The organism is Pseudomonas sp. MAFF 730105 (assembly GCF_055380705.1).
Window position 1 is genome coordinate 1852617 of record NZ_AP018438.1, and the last position, 24683, is coordinate 1877299.

Below are 24683 nucleotides of genomic sequence, written 5' to 3' on the forward strand. Positions count from 1 at the left end.
GGCCAGTGCCGCAACGTGTCACGAACATAATGCCGCCGATTGGGCGACTCGCTCGTTAAGGAATTCATATGCAACGCAGTATTGCCAATGATTCATCCGCTCTGTTGAACGAGCGTTTTACCCTGGTCCTGTTATCACACGAGCAACCGCAGGCGTTGCGCCGGGCGTTGCGTTACTACGCTGATTGCCCCTGTTCCCAACTCGTCCTCGATTCGTCCGCCGAGCCGGATGCCGACAGCGTCGCGGCATTTTCCGGTGTGCGTTATATGCATCGAGCCGACGCCGGTCACTTCGCCAACAAGCTGCGCCAAGGGCTCGAACATGTGCAGACGCCCTACCTGGCGATGATTGACGTGGACGCTTTCCTGCTGCCGGAGGCCCTCGACCAGTCACTGGAATTCCTGGCCGGTCATGACGATTATTCGGCGTGCCAGGGTTATGCCCTGACATTCGAAGCCCATGCTTCCCATGTCGACTATTACCGCAGGGATCGCAAGGGCGTCGAGGACTTCGCTGACCCGTCCGCCCAGGAGCGCCTGGCCGCGTATGCCGGGCATTGCCCTTCATTGATCAATGCCGTCACCCGAACCGAGGTGATTCAACGCTGGTATGCCGCATTGCCGGCGGATTTCGATCCGGCCTGGCAGGAACTTGGTCATGGCTGTGCGCTGATGGCAGCGGCCAAGGTCCGTGTTCTGCCGATCCCTTATGGGGTGCACGCCCTGGAAATTCCTTCGACGCTGGAAGCCAGTCAGTTGGCCGCTGTGCTGAGCTATCGTGATGGGGCCACCGTAGCGTTACGTGAACGCTTGGTGACGGTCCTGGATTCGACGTTCGGGTTGGGTCAGGAGGCGCCGTCGCAAGCGGTGGAAAGCCTGGAGGAAATTGGCAACTACCTGAGTCAGCGTGCAGCTTTTGCCCTGGCCAAGCTCTTCGAGGCGGCTTGGCACTCGCAGTTGCAAGGGCCCATCTGCCGTTTCGAGCCGACGCAGTTCGTCGAGCTGCCGTTCTACAACCAGCCGTTTTTCGAATCCCTGTCCAAGCTTGAATTCCTGATGCACGCGATACCTGCCGGGCGCGTGCAGTTGAAGGAGCTGGAAGCGGTGCTGCTCAAGCAGAAAGGGCTGGCACGGCCGCAGCGCAACACCAGTGCCGAGCCACTCAACGAACGGCTGCTCAAAGCGTTCATGCTCAATGCCTTCAATTGCGATGTCGTGAACCAGTTGGCTGTCCTGCTCGAGGAAGGTGGTGCTCAGGTCGAGGCCGAGCGGTTGAGCGAGTGGGCGCAGCGCCTGGAGAACGTGATGCTGCAGGACCACTTCAGTCTTTTCGAAACCATGCGGTCCGGCCGTTTGTTGCGCTGGCTCGATGGGCGTGAGCCGAGCACCGGACAGGTCCAGCAGATCAGCCAGTACCTGGCGCGCCACAAGGGCGGGCCGACTTTCGGCATCCTGCTCCTGGACCTGGAGGCGGATTTCTCCCGGTTGCAGGCCACCTTCGACAGCGTGATCAACGGTGCCTGCCGGGCATTCAAAATCGTTGTGTTCACCACCGGCGACCTGCCGGCCGAAACCACCGTTCAGAACACCCTGCATTTCGTCAAAGTCACCGGAAGCAACTACGTCGACAAGATCAATCAGGTCGTTGGCCAGATCGATTGCGACTGGGTGGTCCTGGCCGAAGCGGGGGATGAGCTGACGTCGTCCGGTCTGCTGCATGCGAGTCTGGAGCTGCTCGACGCACCACAATGCCGGGCGGTGGCGATGGATGAATGCCAACGCCAACCCGACGAAACCCTGGTCGATGTGTTCCGCCCCGGCTTCAACCTCGATCTGTTGTTGAGCGTGCCGTCATTGATGGCGCGGCATTGGCTGGTTCGCCGTGAAGTGCTGGTGCAGGCCGGTGGCTACTCGCGCGATTTCAAGGAGGCGCTGGAGTTCGAACTGCTCCTGCGCTTGATCGAGCAGGGCGGCATGGGGGGACTGGCGCATCTGGACGAAGCGCTCTTGGTTTGCCAGGCAGTACCGGAGGGCGACAATGCCGACGAGCGCAAGGCCTTGCTGCGCCACCTTGCTGCGCGAGGCTATAAGGCTGATGTCGGTTCCGTGGTACCGGGTATCTACAAGATCGACTATCGCTTTATCGAGCGCCCGCTGGTATCGATCATTCTCCATGGCGAGGGCGAACTGGTGACGCTGCAACGTTGTATCGTCAATGTTCTTCAACGTACTCGCTACCAACGTTTCGAGTTGCTGGTGGCCGAGCATCCGGTCCATGGCGCGGCGCTGAAAGACTGGCTCCGCAGCCAGGGGCACCAGGCCAGTCGCGTACGCTTCATCGAGGTGGAGCCTGGGCTTGCCACGGCGACGCTGATCAACCAGGTCAGCCAGCAGGCCAAGGGCGATTACCTGCTCACCCTGGCGGTGGACAGCGAAGTCGTGAACGTCAACTGGATCGAGCTGTTGCTCAATCATGCCCAGCGTCCGGAGGTCGGTGTGGTCGGTGCCAGGCTGATCGACCGGCAGGGGCAAATTACGCAGGCAGGCCTGGTCCTGGGCCTCAACGGTGTGGTGGGTTCGGCTTTCGTCGGCGAACCTGCGGATGCCCGGGGCTATATGAACCGCCTGGTGGCGGAACAGAACTGCTCGGCAGTGTCCTTCACCTGCCTGATGATTTCCACGCAGCTGTTCCAGGCACTCGACGGTGTAGACGATACAGTGTTCGCCGAGGGGCTGGGGGATGTGGATCTTTGCCTGCGAGCCGCGCAAGCCGGTTACCTCACGGTGTGGACGCCTTACGTCCAGGTCGTCAACCCGGGCAGCTTGTCGTCCTCGCCCGAGGCTTGCCAGGCACTGCGCGGCAAGTGGCAGGAAGCCTTGGCGCATGACCCCAACTACAACGGCAACCTGGACTTGACCGGTTCCGGCTACACCCTCGGTCCGGTGACCCAGGTGCCGTGGTCGGCGCTCATCGGACAGGCCGGCGCGTAAGGCATCGGTTCTACGGCCGGCTGAATCACCGCCATCGCGAGCAGGCTCGCTCCCACAGGGTTCTACTGTGCCCCTGTGGGAGCGAGCCTGCTCGTGAAAGCAGTCAATCTTCTTTTTTTCTTCCCTCCCTGAATTCCCTTTCTTGCCTCAAGGCCCCGTAATATTGGGCCTCCAGCCAGTGGCACCATAATTGCTTTCTCAGTTATCAGCGCCTGTATTACCGGCAGGGACGCCGAATAATTGGCGTCTCTTGTGAGTAGTGGAGCGTCTTTGACGCTGATGAGAGAGAGACATATGAAGGCAGTAATTCTGGCTGGAGGACTGGGCACTCGCATCAGCGAGGAGTCGCATCTCAAGCCCAAGCCGATGATTGAGATTGGTGGCAAGCCAATCATCTGGCACATCATGAAAATCTACTCTCACTACGGCATCAACGACTTCGTGGTCTGCCTGGGCTACAAGGGTTACGTCATCAAGGAGTATTTCGCCAACTACTTCCTGCACATGTCGGACGTGACGTTCGACATGGCCAAGAACAGCATGCACATCCATCAGGGCAAGGCTGAACCCTGGCGTGTCACCCTGGTGGATACCGGCGAGGTTACGGGTACTGGCGGCCGTCTCAAGCGCGTGCGCGACTATCTGGGCGACGAGACGTTCTGCTTCACTTATGGCGACGGCGTTTCCGACGTCAACATCCGCGAGCTGATCGAGTTCCACCAACAGCACGGCAAACTGGCTACGGTCACCACCGTCCAGCCACCGGGCCGCTTTGGCGCGATGGAGCTCGAAGGTGCATGCGTCAGGGGATTCCAGGAAAAGCCACAGGGTGATGGTGGCTGGATCAATGGCGGCTTTTTCGTGCTGGAGCCTGCTGCGCTCGATGGCATTGAAGACGACACCACCACCTGGGAATACGAGCCGATGCGCAACCTCGCGCGACAGGGGCAGTTGATGAGTCATCTGCACCGTGGTTTCTGGCAGCCGATGGATACATTGCGCGACCGCGTCTTCCTTGAGGAACGCTGGAACAGCGGCCAGGCCGAATGGAAACTCTGGACTTGAACGCATTCTGGATGGGTAAAAAGGTCTTCCTGACCGGCCATACGGGCTTCAAGGGGGGCTGGCTGGCACTGTGGCTGCGTCAGTTGGGGGCTGAGGTCCGCGGCTATGCGTTGCCCGCTGAAACCACACCTGCCTTATGGTCCGTCGCAGGCGTGGATGCGGTGATCCCAGGTGATCTGGCCGACATCTGCGACGGCGCCGCGCTGTCCTCGGCACTTGGGGCATTCCAGCCGGACGTGGTCATGCATCTCGCTGCGCAACCCCTGGTTCGCGAGGCCTATCGCAATCCCGTCCAGACCTATGCCACCAACGTCATGGGCACAGTCAATCTGCTTGAAGCCGTTCGTCATTGCCCAAGTGTACGGGCAGTGGTCGTGGTCACCACTGATAAATGCTACGAAAACCGCGAGTGGGTCTTGCCCTATCGCGAATACGACGCCTTGGGCGGCTTCGACCCCTACAGCAACAGCAAGGCGTGCGTTGAATTGCTATGTGCCTCTTATCGCAATTCGTTCCTGCAGGATGCCGGCATCGCGCTGGCGACGGCTCGGGCCGGCAATGTCATCGGCGGTGGTGACTGGTCGCCGGAGCGGCTGGTGCCGGATATTTTTCGCGCCTGGCAGAACGATGAGGAAGTGGTGCTGCGTTATCCACAGGCAACTCGTCCCTGGCAACACGCCCTCGAGCCGCTGATGGGTTACCTGATGCTGGCCAGGGCGCTGGTGGAGGACGCTGAGCGTCACGTCGGCGCCTGGAACTTCGGTCCGCAGAGCGACAACGTCGCGACAGTCGAAACCATCGTCGGCCTGCTCGCCGGGCAATGGCCGACGCCGGTGCGCTGGACAGTCGATCCATTGGCTCAACCCCACGAGGCCGGCTTGCTGGCACTCGATTCCAGCAAGGCACGCGAAGAGCTCGGCTGGATGCCGCGCTGGTCCCTCGCGACCAGTCTCGAGCGCACGCTGGCCTGGCACTTGGCCTGGCAGAACGGCCAGGACATGCACTCCTTTACCCGCAAGCAGATCGCGGACTATCAAGGCGATACCCATGAGTGAAAGTACTACGCAGTTGCGCCAACAAATTGTCGAGCTGGTGGGGCGCTATGCGCAGTCGGCGCTCGCCCCGCAGGTGTTCGTGGCTGGGCAGAGCAGTGTGCCGCCGGCCGGCAAGGTCATTGGTGCCGCGGAATTGCAGTCGATGACCGAGGCGGTGCTGGATGGTTGGTTGACCACCGGCCGGTTCAACGAGGCCTTCGAAAAACGCCTGGCCCAATACCTGGGGCGTCGTTGCGTGCTGACCACCAATTCGGGCTCATCGGCCAATTTGCTGGCCTTCTCCGCCTTGACTTCCCCACGCCTGGGAGACCGCGCGATCAAGCCCGGCGATGAAGTGATTGGTGTTGCTGCCGGCTTCCCGACCACCGTCAACCCGATCCTGCAGTTTGGCGCGGTACCGGTGTTCGTCGACGTCGAACTGGGTACGTACAACATCGACCCGGCCAAGATCGAAGCGGCCATCGGACCTAAGACCAAGGCCATCATGCTGGCCCATACGTTGGGCAACCCCTATGACCTGGGTGTGGTGCGGGCGCTGTGCGACAAATACAAACTGTGGCTGATCGAAGATTGCTGCGATGCCCTGGGTTCGACCTACAAGGGGCGGATGGTCGGTACCTTCGGCGACATCGGTACCTTGAGCTTCTACCCGGCGCACCATATCACCATGGGCGAGGGCGGCGCGGTGTTCACCGACAGTCCGCTGCTCAAGCGCATCATGGAATCGTTTCGCGACTGGGGCCGCGACTGCTATTGCGAGCCCGGCCAGGACAACACCTGCAAGCAGCGCTTCTGCAAGCAGATGGGCGAGCTGCCGGAAGGCTATGACCACAAGTACACCTATTCGCACCTGGGCTATAACCTGAAGATCACCGATATGCAGGCCGCCTGTGCCCTGGCACAGATGGACCGTGTGGAGGATTTCACGGCCGCGCGCAAGCGTAATTTCCGCTGGCTCAGCGAGCGGCTGGCCAATTGCAGCGATTTCCTCATCCTGCCCGAGGCCACCCCGGACAGCGACCCTTCGTGGTTTGGCTTTCCCGTGACCCTGCGCGACGGCTGCGGCATCAAGCGCGTCGAGCTGTTGCGCTATCTGGACAGCCAGAACGTCGGCACGCGGTTGTTGTTCGCCGGCAACCTGGTGCGCCAGCCTTACATGCTGGGCCGTAACTTCCGCATCAGCGGCGAGTTGACGGTGACCGACAAAATCATGAACGACACCTTCTGGATCGGCGTCTGGCCGGGACTGGGCGAAGAGCACCTGGCTCATGCGGCCCGCTGCCTGGAACATTTCTTCGGGCTGGATCGCTGATGCGCGCCTACGTCCTGTGTGGTGGTTTCGGCACTCGCCTGAGTGCCGTGCTCCAGGGCTCGCAGAAAGCCGTGGTGGATATCCACGGCCGGCCGTTCCTGGCGTTGGTGCTGGCGGAGCTGAAGCAGGCCGGCATGACCCAGGCCGTATTGTGTGCGCACTACCGGGCTGATCAATTGGCCGAACTGCTGCCGTCCCTGATGGCCGAAACCGGCCTGGATCTGCAGATAGTGGTCGAGGAACAGCCCATGGGCACAGGCGGGGCCATCCTGCATGCCTTGCGGCAGATGCCTCCCGAAGGGCGCTTCATGGTGCTCAATGCCGACACCTGGCTCGACCGTGGAGCCTATCGACTGGCCATGACCGCCCCGGGCGATGTGCTGGTGGGGGTGGAGGTTGACGACCGCTCTCGCTACGGCAGCCTGGAATGTGCCGAAGACCTGCAACTGCTGGCGCTCAAGGAAAAGGGCTTATCCGGACCGGGTATGGTCAATGCCGGCGTCTATGCATTCACGGCCGACGCCTTGCAACACTGCGTCGTCCAGCCCTGCTCGATGGAACAGGACATCCTGCCGATGCTGATTCGGCGCCGCTCGCTCAAGGTCTGCGCCTATAGCGGACCCTTCATCGATATCGGAACACCCGACGCCTTGAGTGCCTTCAAGTCGGGGTTCGAGGAGGCCATCCAGCCATGAACCAACTGGCCAGAACACAAACCGTCTACATGAACCAGACCATTCTCGACGCCGTGGAGTGCATCGAGACAGGCGATTTGCAAATCGTCTTCGTGGTCAACGAGCATTGGCACCTGGAAGGCGTGTTGACCAACGGTGACCTGCGTCGTTATCTGCTCCAGGGCGGAGAAACGAGCGTGCCGGTCACCGAGTGCATGAACACCGCATACCGTTCGGTCAAGGTCGGTGCTTCGCGCGAAGAAATGCTCAAGATCTTCGACCTGAGCTACAACGCGATTCCGGTGGTGGACGAGGCCGGTTGCCTGGTGGACGTCGTCACCCCCGCACGGCTGGCCGCCAACCAGGAAGTGCCGGTGCTGGCCCGGGCAAGGGCGCCAGTGCGGATGAGTTTCAGCGGTGGTGGTTCGGACCTGACCTATTATTTCGTGGAAAACCCGGCGGCGGTGCTCAGTTGCACCGTCGGGCTGTACTCCCATGCCACGTTGATCCCGCGGACCGACAGCGTCATCCGGATCTTTTCCGAGGACCTGGGAACCCGCGAATCCTATGATTCCCTGGATGAGTTGCTGGAGCATGCCGACAAGGGGCTGCTGGCAACCATCGTGTCGGTGATCCAACCCAACTATGGGCTGGACCTGTACATGCGTTCCGATTTCCCGGTGGGCTCGGGCCTGGGCGGCTCATCGGCGGTCGCCACGGCGGTGATCGCAGCGTTCAACGAATTGCGTCGTGATCGTTGGACCACCTATGAAGTGGCAGAACTGGCCTTCCAGGCCGAGCGCCTGTGCTTCGGCATCGCCGGTGGCTGGCAGGACCAGTACGCTTCGGCGTTCGGTGGCTTCAACCTGATCGAGTTTCGCGAGGGGCGCAACCTGGTTCACCCGATCCGTCTCGAGGATTCGATCTGCAACGAGCTGGAAGAATGCCTGGTGCTTTGCGATACCCGCATTTCCCACGACTCCGGCAAGCTCCATGTGCAACAGCGCGCGGAAATGAGCAGCAAGGGTGAGCAAAGCCTTTTGCTGACCGAAAGCGTGTCGTTATGCCGACGCATGCACCATCACCTGATTCGTGGCGAGCTGCATGATTTCGGCCGTTGCCTGCATGAGGGCTGGATGCTCAAGAAACAGTTCTCCCAGGCGGTCAGCGACAGTGTGCTTGATCAGATCTACGAGTGCGCCGTGGAAGCGGGCGCCTTGGGGGGCAAGTTGCTGGGCGCCGGTGGCGGCGGTTTCTTCCTGTTCTTCGTCCAACCCCAGCACCGCCAGGCCGTGACCGAGAAGGTCAGAGCGCTTGGCTGCCGAACCACCGATTTCCGTTTCGAATCCAGCGGTGTCACCTCCTGGCGGACCAAAATTCAATGAGCAAGCCGATCTTCAGCATCGATGGCGTGACCATCGGTGAGCAACATACATTTGTCATCGCGGAAGTGGGCAACAACCACAACGGCTCGGTGGAGCTGGCCCGGCAACTGGTGGATGCGTCCATCGAGGCGGGTGCCGACTGCGTGAAGTTCCAGCTGCGCAATCGCGAGGCGCTGTACCGTACCAAGGCCGACGGCTCCCGGGCCGAAGACCTGGGCGTGGAATATATCCAGGACCTGCTGGATAAAGTCGAGCTGAGTGTGGATGAGCATCGGCTGATCCGCGAGTACTGCGCGCAGAAGGGCATCAGCTACATCTGCACGCCCTGGGACGAGCCGAGTGTCGATGTGCTGGCCGGCTTTGACGTTCCGGCGCTGAAAATCGCCTCCGCCGACCTGTGCAACCCGTACCTGATCGCCAAGGCCGCTTCGCTGGGCAAACCGTTGGTCCTGTCCACCGGCATGTCGCTGGAACACGAGATTGTCCGGGCCATCGAACAACTCAAGGGCCTGGGTGTTCCTTTCGCGCTGCTGCACTGCAACAGTACCTACCCGGCTCCGGAAACCGATATTCAGCTCGGTTACCTGGCGCGTTTGCGCCAGTTGCATGACCTGGTGGGATATTCGGGCCATGAGCGTGGCACGGCCATCAGCATCGCCGCCGTGGCATTGGGCGCCAAGCTGATCGAGCGTCACATCACCCTGGATCGTAGTATGGAAGGACCTGACCATCTGGCGAGCCTTGAGCCCGAAGAGTTTCGGCAACTGGTAGAGGGTATCCGCCAAGTCGAGAAAGCCCTGCCGTGGACCGGGCCGGGGCGCCATGCCAGCCAGGGGGAATTGCTCAATCGCGAGAACCTGGGCAAGAGCGTGATTGCGGCCCGGGCTATCGAACCTGGCGAAACGTTCTCCCAAGACATGCTGCGCGTTGCGAGTCCCGGCCAGGGCCTGCCGCCGTATCGGTTGGCTGACTTGTTGGGTAAGCCGGCCGGACGCGCCATTGCCCAGGGCGATTTCCTGTTCGACAGCGACCTGGTCGCACAGCAGGAGGTTCGCCGTGAATACGCCATGCCGATTCTCTGGGGCGTGCCGGTGCGTTACCACGACTTTCTGCAATACGACCAGTGGATCAAGCCCGACCTGTTCGAATTCCATCTGTCCTACCGCGACCTGAGCGTGGCGCCGCAGGCCTACCTGCGTACCGTCGAATGCTCGCGTCTGGTAGTCCACGCGCCCGAACTGTTCGAGAACAGTGAATTGCTGGACCTGGCGGCGGACGACCTGGACTACCGCCAGCGCTCCATCGTCAACCTGCAGCGGGTGGTGGATGCGACGTTGCAGATCGCCGAGTTCTTCCCCAAGGCCGATTCGTTGCTGATCGTGGCAAACGTCGGCGGCTTCTCGGCCGACGAACCTTTCCCCCTCAGCCACCGGGCCGAACTGTATCGGCGTTTCCGTGAGTCCTGCGCCCAGATCGACTTCGGTCGCACCGAGTTGATCCCGCAGAACATGGCACCGTTCCCTTGGCATTTCGGCGGGCAGCGTCACCAGAACATTTTCATGATGCCCCAGGAGCTGGCCGAACAGGCCAAGGCGATGAACATGCGCCTGTGCCTGGATCTCTCGCACCTGCAAATGGCCTGCTTCCATTTCGGCCTCGACTTCCAGGCTGCCCTGGCCCTGCTGCTGCCGCATTCGGCACACCTGCACGTGGCCGATGCCAAGGGCAGCAACGGCGAAGGCGTGCTGATGGGGACCGGGGACGTGGACTGGCCGGCGACCTGGGCGCAGCTCAAGCAGTATCCGCAGGTGAGTTTTATTCCCGAAGTGTGGCAGGGCCACAAGGATCATGGTGCCGGGTTCTGGTCGGCGCTTGAGTTTCTGAACGAATTGAATTGAGCCGAGCGCTCGGCGAACTGGGGTTTTGAGAGATGAGTACCAAAATGCGTGTAGCTGACTACATCATGAACCGACTGGCGGAACTGGGCATCAAGCAGGTGTACTTCCTGCCAGGTGGCGGCGCCATGCATTTGAACGACGCCTTGGGACGTCATCCCGACCTCGAGCCGATCCTGTGTCTGCATGAACAAGCGGCCGGCATTGCTGCCGAAGCGGCCGGTAAGCTCACCGGCGGACCAAGCGCCTGCATGACCACCTGCGGGCCGGGGGCTACCAACGCCGTGACGGCGACCTTGGGCGCCTGGCTTGATTCCACTCCGGTGTTCTTTATTTCCGGGCAGGTGAAAACGGCTGACCTCAAGGCCGGCACCGGCTTGCGGATGCTCGGCGTGCAAGAGGCCGACATCGTCTCCATCGTGTCGTCGATCACCAAGAAAGCGGTGACCCTGACCGATCCGCTGGCGGTCGCCGAGGTATTCGATGAGTTGGAACATGCCGCTCTGACCGGGCGTCGTGGCCCGGTGTGGCTGGATGTACCGCTGGATGTCCAAGCGGTACAGATCGATCCAACGCAGCTGCGCCGTGCCCAGTTGCCGCCGGTGGCCGCAGCCGTCGATGTCAGCGAGTCGGTAAACCGCACCCTGGAATTGCTCAAGGCCGCCAAGCGTCCGGGCATTATTGCCGGTAGCGGTATTCGCATGGCCGGTGCTGTCGAAGCTTTCAATGCACTGATGGAATCGGCGGGCGTCCCCGTCATGCCGACGTGGCTGTCCATGGACCTGATTGAAGACGAGCATCCGCTGTTTGGCGGTCGCCCAGGTTCGATCGCGCCGCGTTGGGCCAACTTCACCCTGCAGAATTGCGACCTGCTGATTGTGTTGGGCTCACGCCTGGACATGGCGCTCACGGCCTACAACCATGCGCATTTCGCACCGTATGCCAAGAAAGTCGTGGTCGACATCGATCCGGCGGAAATCGCCAAGCTGCAGATGCCGGTCGAGGTCAAGGTGGTGGCTGACGTCAAGCCGTTCATCGAAGGCCTCGCTACGGCGGTCAAGGCCGCCGGGCTGCCTGATTACTCCGCCTGGCGGGCGCAGATCGCTGCCTGGCGCGAGCGTTATCCACTGCTGCAACCCGAGCACGCCGATGACAGCGAAGGCGTGAGCATGTATCACTTTACCGATCGCCTGTCGGACCTGTTGAGCGAAGGCGATGTGATTGCCCCTGGCAGCTCCGGGTTCGCGTCCGAATTGTTCCTGCTCAACCTGCGCCTGAAGAAGGATCAGCGCTGCTTCCACAACCGCGGCACTGGCTCGATGGGCTTCGGCGTGCCGTCGGCCATCGGTGCCTGCCTGGCATCCGGACGTAAGCAGACGATCTGTGTCGAAGGTGACGGCGGTGTGCAACTGAACATCCAGGAGCTGGCCACCCTGGCCGCGCAGAACCTGCCGATCAAGTGCTTTGTGATCAACAACCAGGGCTACGCCTCGATCCGCACCTCGCAGAACATGCACTTCAAATTGCTGGTGGGGGCTGACGATACCAGCGGCCTGAAACTGCCTGATTTGCAGCAGTTGTCCGCAGCCTATGGTGTCGGCTATGCCCGCATCGAGTCCCACGAGGGACTGGATGCGGCGCTGACCGATGTACTCGAGCGCAGCGGCCCGGTGATCTGCGAAGTGCTGGTGCAAATCGAAGAAGCGCGGGTGCCGCGGGTCATGACCCGTATCAATGAACAGGGCAAACCGGAAACCGGCGCGTTGGAAGATCTCTATCCGTTCCTGCCGCGTGACGAATTCCACGCACAGATGGCAATCTCGGAGCGCAACTGACATGGCCTGGTTGAAGAGAAAACTGACCGGCCTGAGCTATCGCTATTTGCGCGGTACGGTTTCCTGGGCACATGCCAAGTCGCCGGAAATCCGCCATGAGCGGCTGTTGCCATATTCGAGCTATGCGCCGTGGTGCCAGGACCACGCGTTCGAGCAGGCTCTGGGTTTGGTCGAGCGCAACACCCTGGTGGACAAGTACCGATTGTTCGAACTCTGGTCCCTGGCCCGCCAACTCGATGACCTGGAAGGCGACTTCCTGGAAGTGGGGGTCTGGCGAGGCGGTTCGGGTTGTTTGTTGGCGTTGGCAAGCCAGCGGCCGGGTCGAAAGGTGTTTCTGGCCGATACGTTCACCGGTGTGGTGAAGGCCAGTCACCTGGATACCGGCTACAGCGGGGGTGAACACAGTGACACTGATATCCAGCGTGTCCAGGCACTGGCGGCACGCTGCGGTGTGACCGAGCGTGTGCAGATCCTCGAAGGCATGTTCCCGGAGCACAATGCCGAGCATGTCAGCCAGCGGCTGGCCTTCCTGCACATCGACGTTGATGTCTATGAGTCGGCTCGCAGTGTCTTGGAATGGGCATTGCCGCGCCTGGCTCCCGGTGCTGTGGTGGTGTTCGACGATTACGGTTTCTATGGCTGCGAAGGTGTGACCCGGCTGGTCAACGAGTTCATGCAGGGTAATCGCGACTTCCGCTTTATCCACAACCTCAACGGTCATGCCGTGCTTATCCGGGTGGCGTCGGGAGAGCACCATGTTTGAAAGCCAACGCTTCGAACATGTGCTGGTCTACGGTGCCCGTCTGGCTGGACAGCGGGTCCAGGCTTATCTGGCAGAGCAGGGCATCGGAATCAGCGCGTTTCTGGATCGTGATGCGTCCCTGGAACAAGTCGATGGCATCCCTGTTGCCAATGCCCGGGATTGGGCTCTCGGGCACGACCCAGCCAGTGCCTGTGTGATTATCGGTCTGTTCAATAATTACGTGGATGTCGGCGAAGTGGTCAGCCAGCTGCAAGCGCTGGGCTACGGCCGGGTGGTCAGTCTTGTGGAGTTCGTGCGGCACTTCCCTGAAAGACAGCCGTTTCGTTACTGGTTGGTAGACCCGCGTTATTACGAAGCTCACGCTGAACGGATCGCCAATCTGCGCGAGCATCTGGCTGACGAGACCAGCCGGCAATTGCTGGACCGAATCGTCGAGTTCCGCATCTCGGGTGACTATTCGCGGTTACCTTCGCCCTCGCCCCGGCAGTATTTTCCCGAGGATCTTCCGAACTGGCCACAGCCGCTGCGTTTTGTCGATTGCGGGGCTTATACCGGCGACACCGTTCAGGAAATGCGCAGTGCGGGGCTGGTCTTTGAAGCTGTTGCCAGTTTCGAGCCGAACCTTGAGAACTATGCAGTGCTGGTGCCGAACCTGAGTGACCTGCACGCGGTGAATTTTCCTTGTGGCGTTTCTGACGGCAACCGGCGTATCGGCTTCGACGGCGCCCTGGGAGCAGGTGGGCATCTGGTTGAGTCGGGTGGGGAAACGGTGACATGTGTGCGCCTGGACGATGCGTTGCCAGGCTTTGCTCCGAACCTGATCAAAATGGACATCGAAGGCGAAGAGCCCGCGGCGTTGGAAGGCGCCAGGAACATGCTGAACCAATACCGGCCGAACCTGGCCATCAGCATTTATCACCGGGCGGAGCATCTGTGGAGCATCTTCGAGCAATTGCAGGGCTATGGCTTGCCATACCGTTATTATCTGCGTTGCCATGCCCACAGCAGCTTTGACACCGTGTTGTACGCCGTAAACAGTCTTGAGGTTGCGCAATGAGCCAAGTAGAAAAATCGAGCTATTGGGATTCGTTCTACAGTAGTCGCAAAAGAGGTGCGCCGGCTTACCCGTCGCAATTCGCGGCGTTCGCCGTCAATGAATTGACCGATGTCGACGGTGTGATCGAGTTCGGTTGCGGCAATGGCCGCGACAGCGAGTTTTTCGCCGCCTGTGGCTTCGATCTGCTTGGGCTCGATGCGTCTGTGGAGGCCATTGAGCTATGTCGTTCGCGCAGCGCTCACGAACATACACGTTACGTGCAGTGCCTGGCCGGCGCCGCCAGGGACGAGATCAAAGGATTTCTGGAGAACAAGCGCAAGGTGGCGGTGTACGCGCGGTTTTTCCTTCATGCGATCGATGAGAACGAGGCCGGCGCATTCCTGGATCTGCTCAGCGTACTACTGCCTGCGCAAAGCCAGGTGTTTTTCGAATACCGCACGACCGACGATGCCGAACAGGAAAAGATCTTTGGCACCGACCACTACCGGCGTTACGTGGATCATCGGGTCATGGTGGCGGACATCGAGCGCGCCGGCTTTCATGTGACGTACCAGATCGAAGGCCGCGGCCTGGCGAAGTTTCGTGACGAAGATGCCAAGGTCGGCCGCTGCGTCGCACTGAAAAAATAGCATCGTTGAGGCGCATGGGCGCATCCGGGGAAGGCATCATGGATCTGCAAGGTAAGAAACTCATTCTGTTCGGTGCGGGCAAGAGTGGCGGGCTGTTCATCGAACAGAACCGCGATCTGGATATTCTGGCAATCGTCGACAATGATCCACAGAAGCAGGGGCAGGCATTTTTCGGTTATCCGGTGATTGCGGCCGATCAGATTGCCGCCAGTGGTTGCGATGCGATCGTCATCACCAGTGTCTGGTCGCAAAGCATCCTGGGCCAGCTCGAAACCCTGGGGCTGGGTGACATACCCACGGTCATTCCCGGCAAGCGCGAGATGAAGGGCATGCGCGATGTGCATCCGTTTTCCCATCCGCCGACCAAATCCATCGCCGAAGAATTGGTGGTGACCCTCGGCGCACTGACTGACGCCGCCGGCATCGATTTGTATCTGGATTTCGGCACGCTGTTGGGGGCGTTGCGCGAGGGTGATTTCATCGCCTGGGACGACGACATCGACTTTTCGGTCAACGATGTTCAGTTCGAGGCGCTGGTGACACTGGTGCGTGGCAATAAGCAGCGTCTGCCGCAGCGTGATGGCGTGGTATGGAACATCGAATTGATCGCCACCCACGGTTTTGATTTCGCCATCCGGATTACCTGTGACAATGCCGAAGGGGCCGACGAGATTATCCCGTTCGAAACCGACATTGCCCGGCGCGTGCGCCGCGACGGTTCGGCGGTAGTGATCGGTGCCATGCCCGAATGGTTCTGCCCGCAAGTGCATTTCGACGGCTTCGATGCCATCCAACTGTTCGGTGCTTCGTTGAAGGCCCCCAACGATGCCTTCGGTTACCTGGACTTTGTCTATGGTGACTGGCGCGTGCCGAAAAAGGACATGTCGTTTGCCGATTACAACCATTCCGGTGAAGTGGTGTTCGAGCATTACGATAATTCGATCAGACAACTCTGATCGGAACCGCTTTGCAACCCATTGGTAATAACTCCCCTCGCCACAAAGGGGAAATCACCTATCCAGATAATGACTTGTGGTTTCCATGTGGCTTCAGAACGTCAGGAGCGTTTGATGCATCGTTCGTTATTTGCCGAAAGGCCGAGCCCCTATTACATCCTGGCGCCCGATTACCGGCGCAACTCGGCTGGTATTCGTGTGCTGCACATGCTCTGCGATGCGTTGGTTCGTTCCGGCTATGAGGCCTACATTTCTGCGGCGGTCGGCAACCCCCGCCTGATGACGCCACGCCTGACCAATGATGTCACCGCTTTGCACAAAGCGCAGAAAATCGAGCCGATCATCATCTATCCTGAAGTCGTGGACGGCAATCCCATGGGCGGTAACGTAGTCGTACGCTACCTGCTCAACCAGCCCGGTTTTCTTCGGGCCGTCAGCCCCTACGACGACAACGACATCCTGTTTTCCTACACGCGTGAGTTGCTGCAACCGGGTATGGCACAGGATCGTGTGTTGTACATGCCGGCTGTCAACATCAGCATCTTCTGTCCACCGACGGACCCGGCCCAGCGTATTCCAGGCAAGATATGCTACTACCAGGGCCGGCAGGGCACGGCACTCATCGACCCAGCATTGCTGGGCCCGGATTCGATAGAAATCACTCCGGGAAGCCCGGCCTCCTGGGAGGCGTTGGCGGCGGTTTTCCAGCAATGCGAATTTTTCTATTGTTCGGAACCCTCGGGGTTGGCCGCTGAAGCGGCGTTGTGCGGCTGTGTGGCAGTGGTGATCCCTAGCCAATACGCCCCCCGGCCGCTGTCCAATCATGAAAACAACAGCTACGGCGTAGCCTGGGGCAATACACCGCAGGCCATCGAAACGGCGCGCCAGACCCTGCCGCTGTTGCGACAGAGTCTGTTGCGACACCAGGAAAACTTTTGGGCTTCGCTCGATCACTTCATCGAGGTCACCCAGGACGCCGTGGTGGCCTATGCGCAGCGTCCCGACAAGAACCAGGACGCTCATTGGCTGGCAGCCCGCCAGCCAAACGCCGTGCAGCGACTGTTGATCGATGAATACCTGAAACGTAGCCAGGTGCCTGTTCTCGGAGTGGTCATCCTGGATCCGGACGGTGAGCTCCAGCGTCTGAACGATACCCTCGAAAGCCTGGCGCAACATGAAGGCCTGCCCGCCATATTGCAGCCGGCAGTATTGACCGCTGCCGACATTCCCTGCGACGACAAGCGGGTTTTCCGGCTCGACTCGCTCGACACGGTCGCCACCTTGAACCGAGTGATCAACGAACAGGCCTTTGATGTGTTCATCATTGTCCGGGCCGGTGAAACCTTCACGGCCGGTGGCCTGCTCAGTGCGGTGCTGGAGTTGACCGCTACGCCCGATTGCCGGGCGATCTGCGCCGACGAGGTCATGCGCTTCGAGGATGGCAACCTGAAGCTGGCGCTGCGTCCGGATATCAACCTTGACCTGCTGCTCAGTTTCCCAGCCTGCATGGCGAGGCATTGGCTGTTGCGTCGCGATGTCTGGCAGGCAATGGGAGGCTTTGCGACCGAGTTTCCTGCGGCCTTCGAGCTCGAATACATTCTGCGCATGATCGAGACGGCCGGGTTTGAAGGCTTGGGGCACATGAGCGAGCCGCTGGTCGTCGGCGACGTGCTGTTGCTTGAGGACAATCCTCAGGAGCGGGCAGTCATCGAGCGCCATTTACGTACTCGTGGATTTACGGCGCCCCAGGTCAACTCCAGGCTACCAGGGCGCTATGAGGTGGATTACGGCCATGCGGTCGCACCTGCGGTCAGCATTCTGATCCTGGCGGACGGACAACTGACGTATGTGCAGCGTTGCGTGGATAGCCTGCTGGAGAACACCGGCTACGGCAATTATGAGTTGCTGTTGCTGGACCGTGGCAATGAAGACGCGGCGATGTGCAGCTGGTTGTCAGGCATCGAACAGTTGGGGGTCGGCCATCTGCGGGTGCTGCGATTCCCTGCCGGGCTTTCACCCGAAGTGATTCGGAACCAGGCCGTGGAGGAAGCGCGTGGTGAGTTCCTGCTGTTCCTGGATGCCGGCATCGGCGTGCTTACCGGTGGCTGGCTGGAGCAGTTGCTCAACCATGCCATGCGTCCTGAAGTGGGTAGCGTCGGCGCCAAGCTGATCGCTGGCGATGGCACCGTTCGCCATGCCGGGCTGGTGCTGGGCTCAGGCGGGACGGTGGCCAGTCCTTTTGCCCGGATGCCCGGTGACGGGGATGGCTACATGCAACGTTTGCAAGTCGACCAGAACTACTCGGCGCTAAGCGGACAATGCCTGATGGTGCGACAGGAATTGTTTGCCGCCGTGGGCGGTTTCGACGAGGAGCTGGCACCCTGGGCGGATGTGGACCTGTGTCTGAAGCTTCAGCAAGCGGGTTATCTGAACGTGTGGACGCCGCGGGTAAAACTGTTGATCGGCGAATCCCCGGCAGTGGAGGCGACCCCGGTGCAACTGGACCGTCTCTACCAGCGCTGGCTGCCGACGCTGGCCCTGGATCGTGCCTACAACCCGAATTTTTCATTGGCGCCCGAGCGAGCGTTCCATGTCGTCGAGTCGTCGTTGTCCTGGCGTCCGTTATCGAGCTTTGCCTCGCTGCCTACGGTTCTAGCCCATGCAGCAGGCGAACCGGACAGCGCCCGGCAGCGGATTGTCCAACCGTTCAATGCCTTGCGTGAGGCGGGGATGCTGGACGGGGCGCTGTCCAGCCAGGCGCTGTCGGTGGTGGATATCGCGCGGTACAACCCGGACGTGCTTCTGGTTCAACAGTATGTAAATACCGAGCAGTTGGAAACCCTGCGCCAGGTAAAGGCATTTGCTCGTTGCTTCAAAGTCTTTGACCTGGATCTGTACCTGCCCAACTTGTCGCCCAAGAGTCCGCATTATCGACTGCTGCCGACGGACGTACTCGGGGCTCTGCGCCAAGGCCTTTCCCACATGGATCGGTTAGTGGTTTCCACCGATTTCATGGCCCAGGTTTTTGACGGTTTCAATGCGGACATCAGGATTGTGCCGACCCGGCTCGATCCCCGCGACTGGGAAGGTCTGCAAGGAGGGCGTCGTTGCGCGGATAAGCCACGAGTCGGTTGGGTCGGCAGTCTGCACAATATCGGTGAGCTGGAAATGCTTGCCAATGTCATCAAGGAACTGGCCGACGAAGTCGACTGGGTGATACTGGGAACCTGTCCAGCCCATCTGCGTCCTTTCATTCGTGAGCACCACGATGCGGTCGCGGTGGATGCATACCCGTCCAAGCTGGCTTCGCTGAACCTCGATCTGGCCTTGGCGCCGCTTGAGGATACCTTGTTCAATCGTTGCAAGGGCAACGGTCGGTTGCTGGAGTTCGGGGCGTGTGGCGTGCCAGTCATCTGCTCCGATATCGAAGCCTATCGCGGTGACTTGCCCGCCAAACGCGTGGAGAACCGCTTCGATACATGGGTCGATGCTATCCGCGCCCACGTCCAGGACCTCGATGCCGCAGCGGCGCTCGGTGATGCGCTACAGACTCGTATACGCCAGGATTGGATGCTCAATGGCGTCGCACTGGCGGCGTGGCGCGACAGCTGGCTGGGTCATTGATCATGCGGGTGAGTCTCGAATCGTCCGTCGTCGCTGCGGATATCCAGCGAGTCGCCCGTTATCTTGAACCTCGGGAGCTGCTGGTTGGTCAGCGCATTTTACTTACCGGCTGCACGGGGTTCTTCGGTAAATGGTTGCTCGCCACGCTTGCCCATCTGAATCAGGGCGGCGCGAGCATTGAAGTAACAGCGGTGTCCCGCTCGCCGCAGGCGTTTCTGTCCGAATATCCCGAGTATGTCGGTTCGGGTTGGATCAAATGGTTGCAGCATGACGTCCAGGCACCCCTGGATATCGCGCCGGGGGCACGGTTCGATCTGGTGATACATGCCGCCACCGATACCTTGGCCGGTGCCCATGCCGACCCTCTACGCATTTACGACACCATCCTGGGCGGCGCCCGTCATATCCTCGATCTGGCGGTACGAACGGGGACCCGGCGCATTCTTTTTACCGGGACCGGGGCGCAATACGGGCCTCTTGAATTTGGTCATCCGGTGACAGAAAGCAGCCCGTCGTCCTGCCCCAGCCATCTGGCCGGCAGCGCCTATGCCGAGGCCAAGCGCGCCCAGGAGACTCTGGCCGCCATCTATGCCCAAAAGCACGGGCTGGAGATCGTCCTGGCCCGTTGTTTTGCTTTTTCCGGGCCGGGAATAGCGCTGGATGCGCATTTCGCCATCGGTAACTTCGTTAGAGATGCCCTGTGGAAGGACGAGCTGCTGCTTCACTCCAGTGGGCGCGCCGTGCGAAGTTACCTTCATGGTGCTGATCTGGCGGTCTGGTTGCTGACGTTGCTGGTCCGAGGCGCCGCCTCTAATGCTTATAACGTAGGCTCTGACAAAGGACTGACAATCGCCGAGTTGGCCTGCAAGGTCGTCGACCGTATCTCACCGGGCAAACAGGTGAAGGTTCTGGGTGTCGACGAGGCGACGCAGGCACGTTCCTACTACGTACCCGACATTGAAAAAGCCAGGGGACTGGGTCTTGATGACTGGACCTCGCTGGATCAGTCCATCGACAGCATGGCCAGATGGATTCGGGAAAATCACTGAAATTCGCAGGTTTGTCTCTCGTCGAAATCCGGGCTCATGAGGCCAGATAAATCATTTCATGAGTAAAACGGCGTGACGCATAGGTCACAAAGTGCATCTTCAATGTATTGTGTTCCTCGGACTGAAGGCGCGTTCAGCTCATCGAGTGTCGTGTTCAGCTCCGCGGTTCAATCGTTATGACGCACCCCCGCCGCGTTTTTGGGGTACATATTCAGTAGCTATTTATGATCGGGAAGCCATGATGATTGGCATAAAAAGCATAGCGAGTTACGTGCCGACCGCTGGTGTGGATAACTACGCTCAGGGTGCCAAGTTCGAGAAGGATGAAGAATTCATCCTCGGAAAGATCGGTTCGGCGTTCCTGCCGCGCAAAAGCGCCGACCAGGAAACCTCGGATCTGTGTGTTGAAGCGGTGAATGCGTTGTTCGCCAGCAATCCCGAGCTCAAGCGCGAATCGATCGATGCGCTGATCGTCGTCACTCAAAACGGTGACGAGGAAGGGCTGCCTCATACCGCCGCCATCGTGCAGGACAAGCTGGGCCTGCCGACCCATGTCGCGGCGTTCGACATCTCCCTGGGTTGCTCGGGCTATGTGTACGGCATTTATGCCTTGAAAGGCTTCATGGAGGCGGCAGGGCTGAAGAATGGCCTGCTGGTGACGGCCGATCCCTATTCGAAGATCGTCGACCCGGAAGATCGCAACACCACCATGTTGTTCGGTGACGCTGCCACTGCGACCTGGATGGGTGAGGAGGCACTCTGGCAACTGGGCAAGGCCAAGTTTGGCACCGACGGTTCCGGTGCGCCGCACCTGAAGGTCAGTGACGGTGTGTTTTTCATGAACGGACGCCAGGTGTTCAACTTTGCCTTGTTGAAAGTGCCGGCCCACTTGCATGAGTTGTTGAGCGAATCGTCACTGCAGCCCGATGACATCGACGCGTTCTGCATTCACCAGGGCAGCGCGGCGATTGTCGATGCCGTGGCGCGACGTTTTGAAGACAAGCCCGAGAAATTCATCAAGGACATGGTGGAGACCGGAAATACCGTGTCCTCGAGCATTCCACTGCTGTTGGAAAAGCACGCCCTGGATGCCAGCTGGAAACGTGTGGCAATCAGTGGTTTCGGTGTCGGCCTGTCATGGGGCTCTGCGATTCTCTATCGCGACTGAATCACCTGAGATGTGATGTGGGAGCGGGCTTGCCCGCGAAGGCGTTGGTACATTCAGCACAGATACAAGCTGATCCACCGCTTTCGTGAGCAAACCCGCTCCCACTTTTTTTGCCTGAAATTTGCCAATGCAGATTTCTGGCGCCATTTTTTGAGCCTTTTCCCTGCGTTAAGCCCTTGTTTTTCAAGGGGTGGCCACCTGCTAGTAAATTTTTTGAAAAAAGCCCTCAAGCAAGTTCCCAAGCCGACGATAACTATTACGAAGGTTCTCTAGGCCAACCCGGCGGTTGCCAAGGCCGGAAGCCGCAGTACCCAACCAACGAGGAATTCGTCATGGCTTTAACAGTAAACACCAACGTCACATCCTTGGGCGTACAGAAGAACCTGAACAAGGCTTCCGATGCTCTGTCCACCTCGATGACCCGTCTGTCTTCCGGCCTGAAAATCAACAGCGCCAAAGACGACGCCGCCGGCCTGCAGATCGCTACCCGCATCAACTCGCAGATCCGTGGTCAGACCATGGCGATCAAAAACGCCAACGACGGTATCTCCATCGCTCAGACCGCTGAAGGCGCGATGCAGGAACAAACCAACATTCTGCAACGTATGCGTGAACTGGCTGTTCAGTCCCGCAACGACAGCAACAGCTCGACTGACCGTGACGCTCTGAACAAAGAGTTCACCCAGATGAGCGCTGAGCTGACCCGTATCGCCAACAGCACCAACCTGAACGGCAAGAACCTGCTCGACGGCACCGCCAGCACCATGACCTTCCAGGTCGGCTCCAACACTGGCGCCTCGAACCAGATCACTCTGACCCTGAGCGCCAGCTTCGACGCCAACACCCTGGGTGTCGGTTCGGCAATCACCATCGCCGGTTCGACCAGCGCTGCTGCTGAAACCGCTTTCTCGGCTGCTGTTGTTGCAATCGACGCTGCACTGGCAACGATCAACTCCTCGCGTGCTGATCTCGGTGCTGCACAAAACCGTTTCACCAGCACCATCGCCAACTTGAACAACATCAACGAAAACGCCAGTGCTGCACTGGGTCGTGTACAAGACACCGACTTCGCTGCTGAAACTGCCCAGCTGACCAAGCAGCAGACTCTGCAACAGGCTTCCACTTCGGTTCTGGCCCAGGCCAACCAACTGCCATCCGCTGTACTGAAGCTGCTTCAGTAATAGCTGGATGAGTTTTAGCGGGGGAGTGCGCTTGCGTACTCTCTCGCTTTTTCCGTTCAAGAGGTGATGGACATGGATATGAGCGTGAAGCTGAACTTGTCTTATCCAGCGGCGAAGCCGGCACCCACTGTGGTCGACAAGCCAGTGGAGAAGCCTCGAGCCGACGCTTTGGTTGTGGCGCCGGTCAAGGAAACCCCTAAAGACGCTGCTGCCGAGCAGGAAAAGCTCAAGAAAGCTGTCCAGGAGATCGAGAAGTTCGTTCAATCGGTCAAGCGTAACCTGGAGTTTTCCATTGATGAGCCTTCAGGCAAAGTAGTGGTCAAAGTGATTGCCAGCGGTTCCGGTGAAGTGATTCGCCAGATCCCGAACGAAGAAGTTCTGAAACTGGCCAACAGTTTGAATGATGCAAACAGCCTGTTGTTCAGCGCAGAAGCCTGACAACTGGCACGAATTTTGTTGCGATGTTCTTTTGGGCGTTGTAGTGGTCAAAAGGCCGGCGACATACTGAAGGGAGTTTCACATGGCAAGTCCAATTCTACCTGGCTTGGGTCTCGGTTCCGGCCTGGATACAACAGCCATCGTCAAAGTCCTGGTGGACTCTGACAAGGCGGCCAAGCAAGGCCAGATTACTCGCGCGACGACGGCCAACACCAACAGCATTTCCGGGGTAGGCACCCTGAAGTCCCTGCTGGCATCCTTCAAGGCCGCCATGACGTCTCTGTCCAGCACAACCACTCCGCAATTTGCCGGTTTTGCTGCGACATCTTCCGCAACCAGTTATGTTACCGCCACGGCCAGCAATACGGCTGTCGCCGGCAACTACACCGTCAAAGTCGATAACATCGCCACGTCGTCCAAGGTCACCAGTGCGGCTTTCGCCGGCGGTACCACCAGTGCCATTCCCACCGGCACGTTGACCATCGCGCAGAACGGCGTTAACTACAATCTCGATGTGGCGAGCGGAGCGACCCTGCAATCGGTTCGCGACTCGATCAACGCCGATACATCACTGAAATCCGCCGGCATCAGCGCCAACATCGTCACTGACTCTTTCGGTTCGCGCCTGGTACTGGGTTCGAGCACGACCGGTGCAGGCTCCGATATCTCGGTCAGCGGCATTGCCGGGCTGGAGATTGATGGGACCAACGTCGTGGGGGCGGGCGGTGCTGCGTTGACGGCGACTTCGGCCGGTGCCATCGGTGCCATCGCGACCGATGCCAAGTTCTCCATTGATGGCATGGCGTTGACCAGCAAGAGCAATACGGTCGACAAGGCGATCTCGGGGTTGACGTTGAACCTGGTTGCCGGTGGAACGAATGCCATTTCAACCGTGACCGTTGCGCCCAACAACGATGGTCTGAAAGCTTCGATCCAGAAATTCGTGGACGCCTATAACGCAATCGCGACCAACATCACTGCGCTGACCAAGCCGTCGCTCGACGCGGATGGCAACCCTACCGTTGCGGCAAAAATGACCGGCGACGCATTGCCTCGTTCGATCCTGGCGACGATTCGGGGTCCGTTGTCGGAAACCGGGGCGGGGGACAAGCTTACGGTACTGGCCCAGTTGGGTATCACCACCAACCAGACGACCGGTGCCCTGGACTTCAACACCACCAAGTTCAACACGGCGATGAACGACAAAAAGCTCAGTGGTGAAGTCCAGACGATGTTTACCGGCACCAATGGTTTGCTGGAACGCATGACCAATGCCATCGACCCTTATACGAAGACGGGTGGAATCCTTGATCAGCGGACCACGGCGCTGAACAAGACCCAGACTCGACTGACGAACGATCAGGCCGCGCTTGACCGCCGGGTAGAGACCCTGACCGCCGTATTGACCAAGAAATATAACGACATGGATGCCTTGGTGGGCAAGCTGAAAGCTACCGCCAGCAACATTACCTCCATGTTCGAAGCCATCTCGGCGCAGCAGAAGAACAGCTGATTCCGAGTGATACAAGAAAGCCCGGTTGCGTCAATTGACGCTCCGGGCTTTCGGCTTTTTCGATCTAAAGTTTTTTGACGCGGCGTCGATAAAC

18 protein-coding genes are annotated in these 24683 nt (G+C 59.7%); all 18 read left to right on the forward strand.

The annotated features are described in order from the left end of the window. The first annotated feature begins 68 nt into the window (after positions 1-68). The gene (locus PCOSP_RS08265) at positions 69-2990 is read left to right on the forward strand and encodes a glycosyltransferase family 2 protein (RefSeq protein WP_464710820.1); all 2922 of its coding nucleotides are present in this window, start codon (positions 69-71) and stop codon (positions 2988-2990) included. A gap of 294 nt (positions 2991-3284) precedes the next feature. Continuing rightward, positions 3285-4055, forward strand: coding sequence for a glucose-1-phosphate cytidylyltransferase (gene rfbF / locus PCOSP_RS08270; protein ID WP_139647267.1), 771 nt, complete (start codon positions 3285-3287; stop codon positions 4053-4055). Next, positions 4037-5110 (forward strand): CDP-glucose 4,6-dehydratase, encoded by a 1074-nt coding sequence (gene rfbG, locus PCOSP_RS08275; RefSeq protein ID WP_139647265.1) that lies wholly within the window; start codon positions 4037-4039, stop codon positions 5108-5110. The genes rfbF and rfbG overlap by 19 nt, the downstream gene beginning before the upstream one ends. After that, positions 5103-6422 (forward strand): lipopolysaccharide biosynthesis protein RfbH, encoded by a 1320-nt coding sequence (rfbH, locus tag PCOSP_RS08280; RefSeq protein ID WP_464710821.1) that lies wholly within the window; start codon positions 5103-5105, stop codon positions 6420-6422. Before rfbG ends, rfbH begins: the two co-directional genes overlap by 8 nt. Next, complete coding sequence (locus PCOSP_RS08285) at positions 6422-7117, forward strand: sugar phosphate nucleotidyltransferase (protein WP_175362454.1); 696 nt, start codon at positions 6422-6424, stop codon at positions 7115-7117. Before rfbH ends, PCOSP_RS08285 begins: the two co-directional genes overlap by 1 nt. Next, complete coding sequence (locus PCOSP_RS08290) at positions 7114-8481, forward strand: GHMP family kinase ATP-binding protein (protein WP_139647261.1); 1368 nt, start codon at positions 7114-7116, stop codon at positions 8479-8481. Before PCOSP_RS08285 ends, PCOSP_RS08290 begins: the two co-directional genes overlap by 4 nt. Continuing rightward, positions 8478-10379 carry an N-acetylneuraminate synthase family protein gene (locus PCOSP_RS08295; protein WP_139647259.1) on the forward strand — a complete coding sequence of 634 codons (1902 nt, stop codon included), beginning with the start codon at positions 8478-8480 and terminating at the stop codon, positions 10377-10379. The genes PCOSP_RS08290 and PCOSP_RS08295 overlap by 4 nt, the downstream gene beginning before the upstream one ends. A gap of 44 nt (positions 10380-10423) precedes the next feature. Beyond that, positions 10424-12211, forward strand: a complete 1788-nt coding sequence (locus PCOSP_RS08300) for a thiamine pyrophosphate-binding protein (protein WP_139647257.1) — start codon at positions 10424-10426, stop codon at positions 12209-12211. A gap of 1 nt (position 12212) precedes the next feature. Then, on the forward strand, positions 12213-12974 hold the full coding sequence (locus PCOSP_RS08305; RefSeq protein WP_139647255.1) for a TylF/MycF/NovP-related O-methyltransferase: 762 nt from the start codon (positions 12213-12215) through the stop codon (positions 12972-12974). Continuing rightward, positions 12967-14031: an FkbM family methyltransferase gene (locus PCOSP_RS08310; protein WP_139647253.1), complete on the forward strand. Its 1065-nt coding sequence runs from the start codon at positions 12967-12969 to the stop codon at positions 14029-14031. Before PCOSP_RS08305 ends, PCOSP_RS08310 begins: the two co-directional genes overlap by 8 nt. Continuing rightward, positions 14028-14660, forward strand: coding sequence for a class I SAM-dependent methyltransferase (locus PCOSP_RS08315; RefSeq protein ID WP_139647251.1), 633 nt, complete (start codon positions 14028-14030; stop codon positions 14658-14660). The genes PCOSP_RS08310 and PCOSP_RS08315 overlap by 4 nt, the downstream gene beginning before the upstream one ends. A gap of 38 nt (positions 14661-14698) precedes the next feature. Then, on the forward strand, positions 14699-15616 hold the full coding sequence (locus PCOSP_RS08320) for a nucleoside-diphosphate sugar epimerase/dehydratase (RefSeq protein WP_175362452.1): 918 nt from the start codon (positions 14699-14701) through the stop codon (positions 15614-15616). Between the two features lie 114 nt (positions 15617-15730). Beyond that, on the forward strand, positions 15731-19240 hold the full coding sequence (locus tag PCOSP_RS08325; protein WP_464710824.1) for a glycosyltransferase: 3510 nt from the start codon (positions 15731-15733) through the stop codon (positions 19238-19240). A gap of 8 nt (positions 19241-19248) precedes the next feature. Continuing rightward, positions 19249-20289: an NAD-dependent epimerase/dehydratase family protein gene (locus PCOSP_RS08330; protein ID WP_241801615.1), complete on the forward strand. Its 1041-nt coding sequence runs from the start codon at positions 19249-19251 to the stop codon at positions 20287-20289. A 241-nt stretch (positions 20290-20530) separates the two neighbouring features. Next, complete coding sequence (locus PCOSP_RS08335; RefSeq protein ID WP_464711897.1) at positions 20531-21457, forward strand: ketoacyl-ACP synthase III; 927 nt, start codon at positions 20531-20533, stop codon at positions 21455-21457. Between the two features lie 332 nt (positions 21458-21789). After that, a complete protein-coding gene (locus tag PCOSP_RS08340; protein WP_139647239.1) occupies positions 21790-22638 on the forward strand; it encodes a flagellin domain-containing protein in 849 nt (282 codons plus the stop codon). Positions 22639-22710: 72 nt separating this feature from the next. Next, on the forward strand, positions 22711-23076 hold the full coding sequence (locus tag PCOSP_RS08345) for a flagellar protein FlaG (protein WP_139647237.1): 366 nt from the start codon (positions 22711-22713) through the stop codon (positions 23074-23076). A gap of 82 nt (positions 23077-23158) precedes the next feature. Further along, positions 23159-24589 (forward strand): flagellar filament capping protein FliD, encoded by a 1431-nt coding sequence (gene fliD, locus PCOSP_RS08350; RefSeq protein ID WP_139647235.1) that lies wholly within the window; start codon positions 23159-23161, stop codon positions 24587-24589. Positions 24590-24683: the final 94 nt, after the last annotated feature.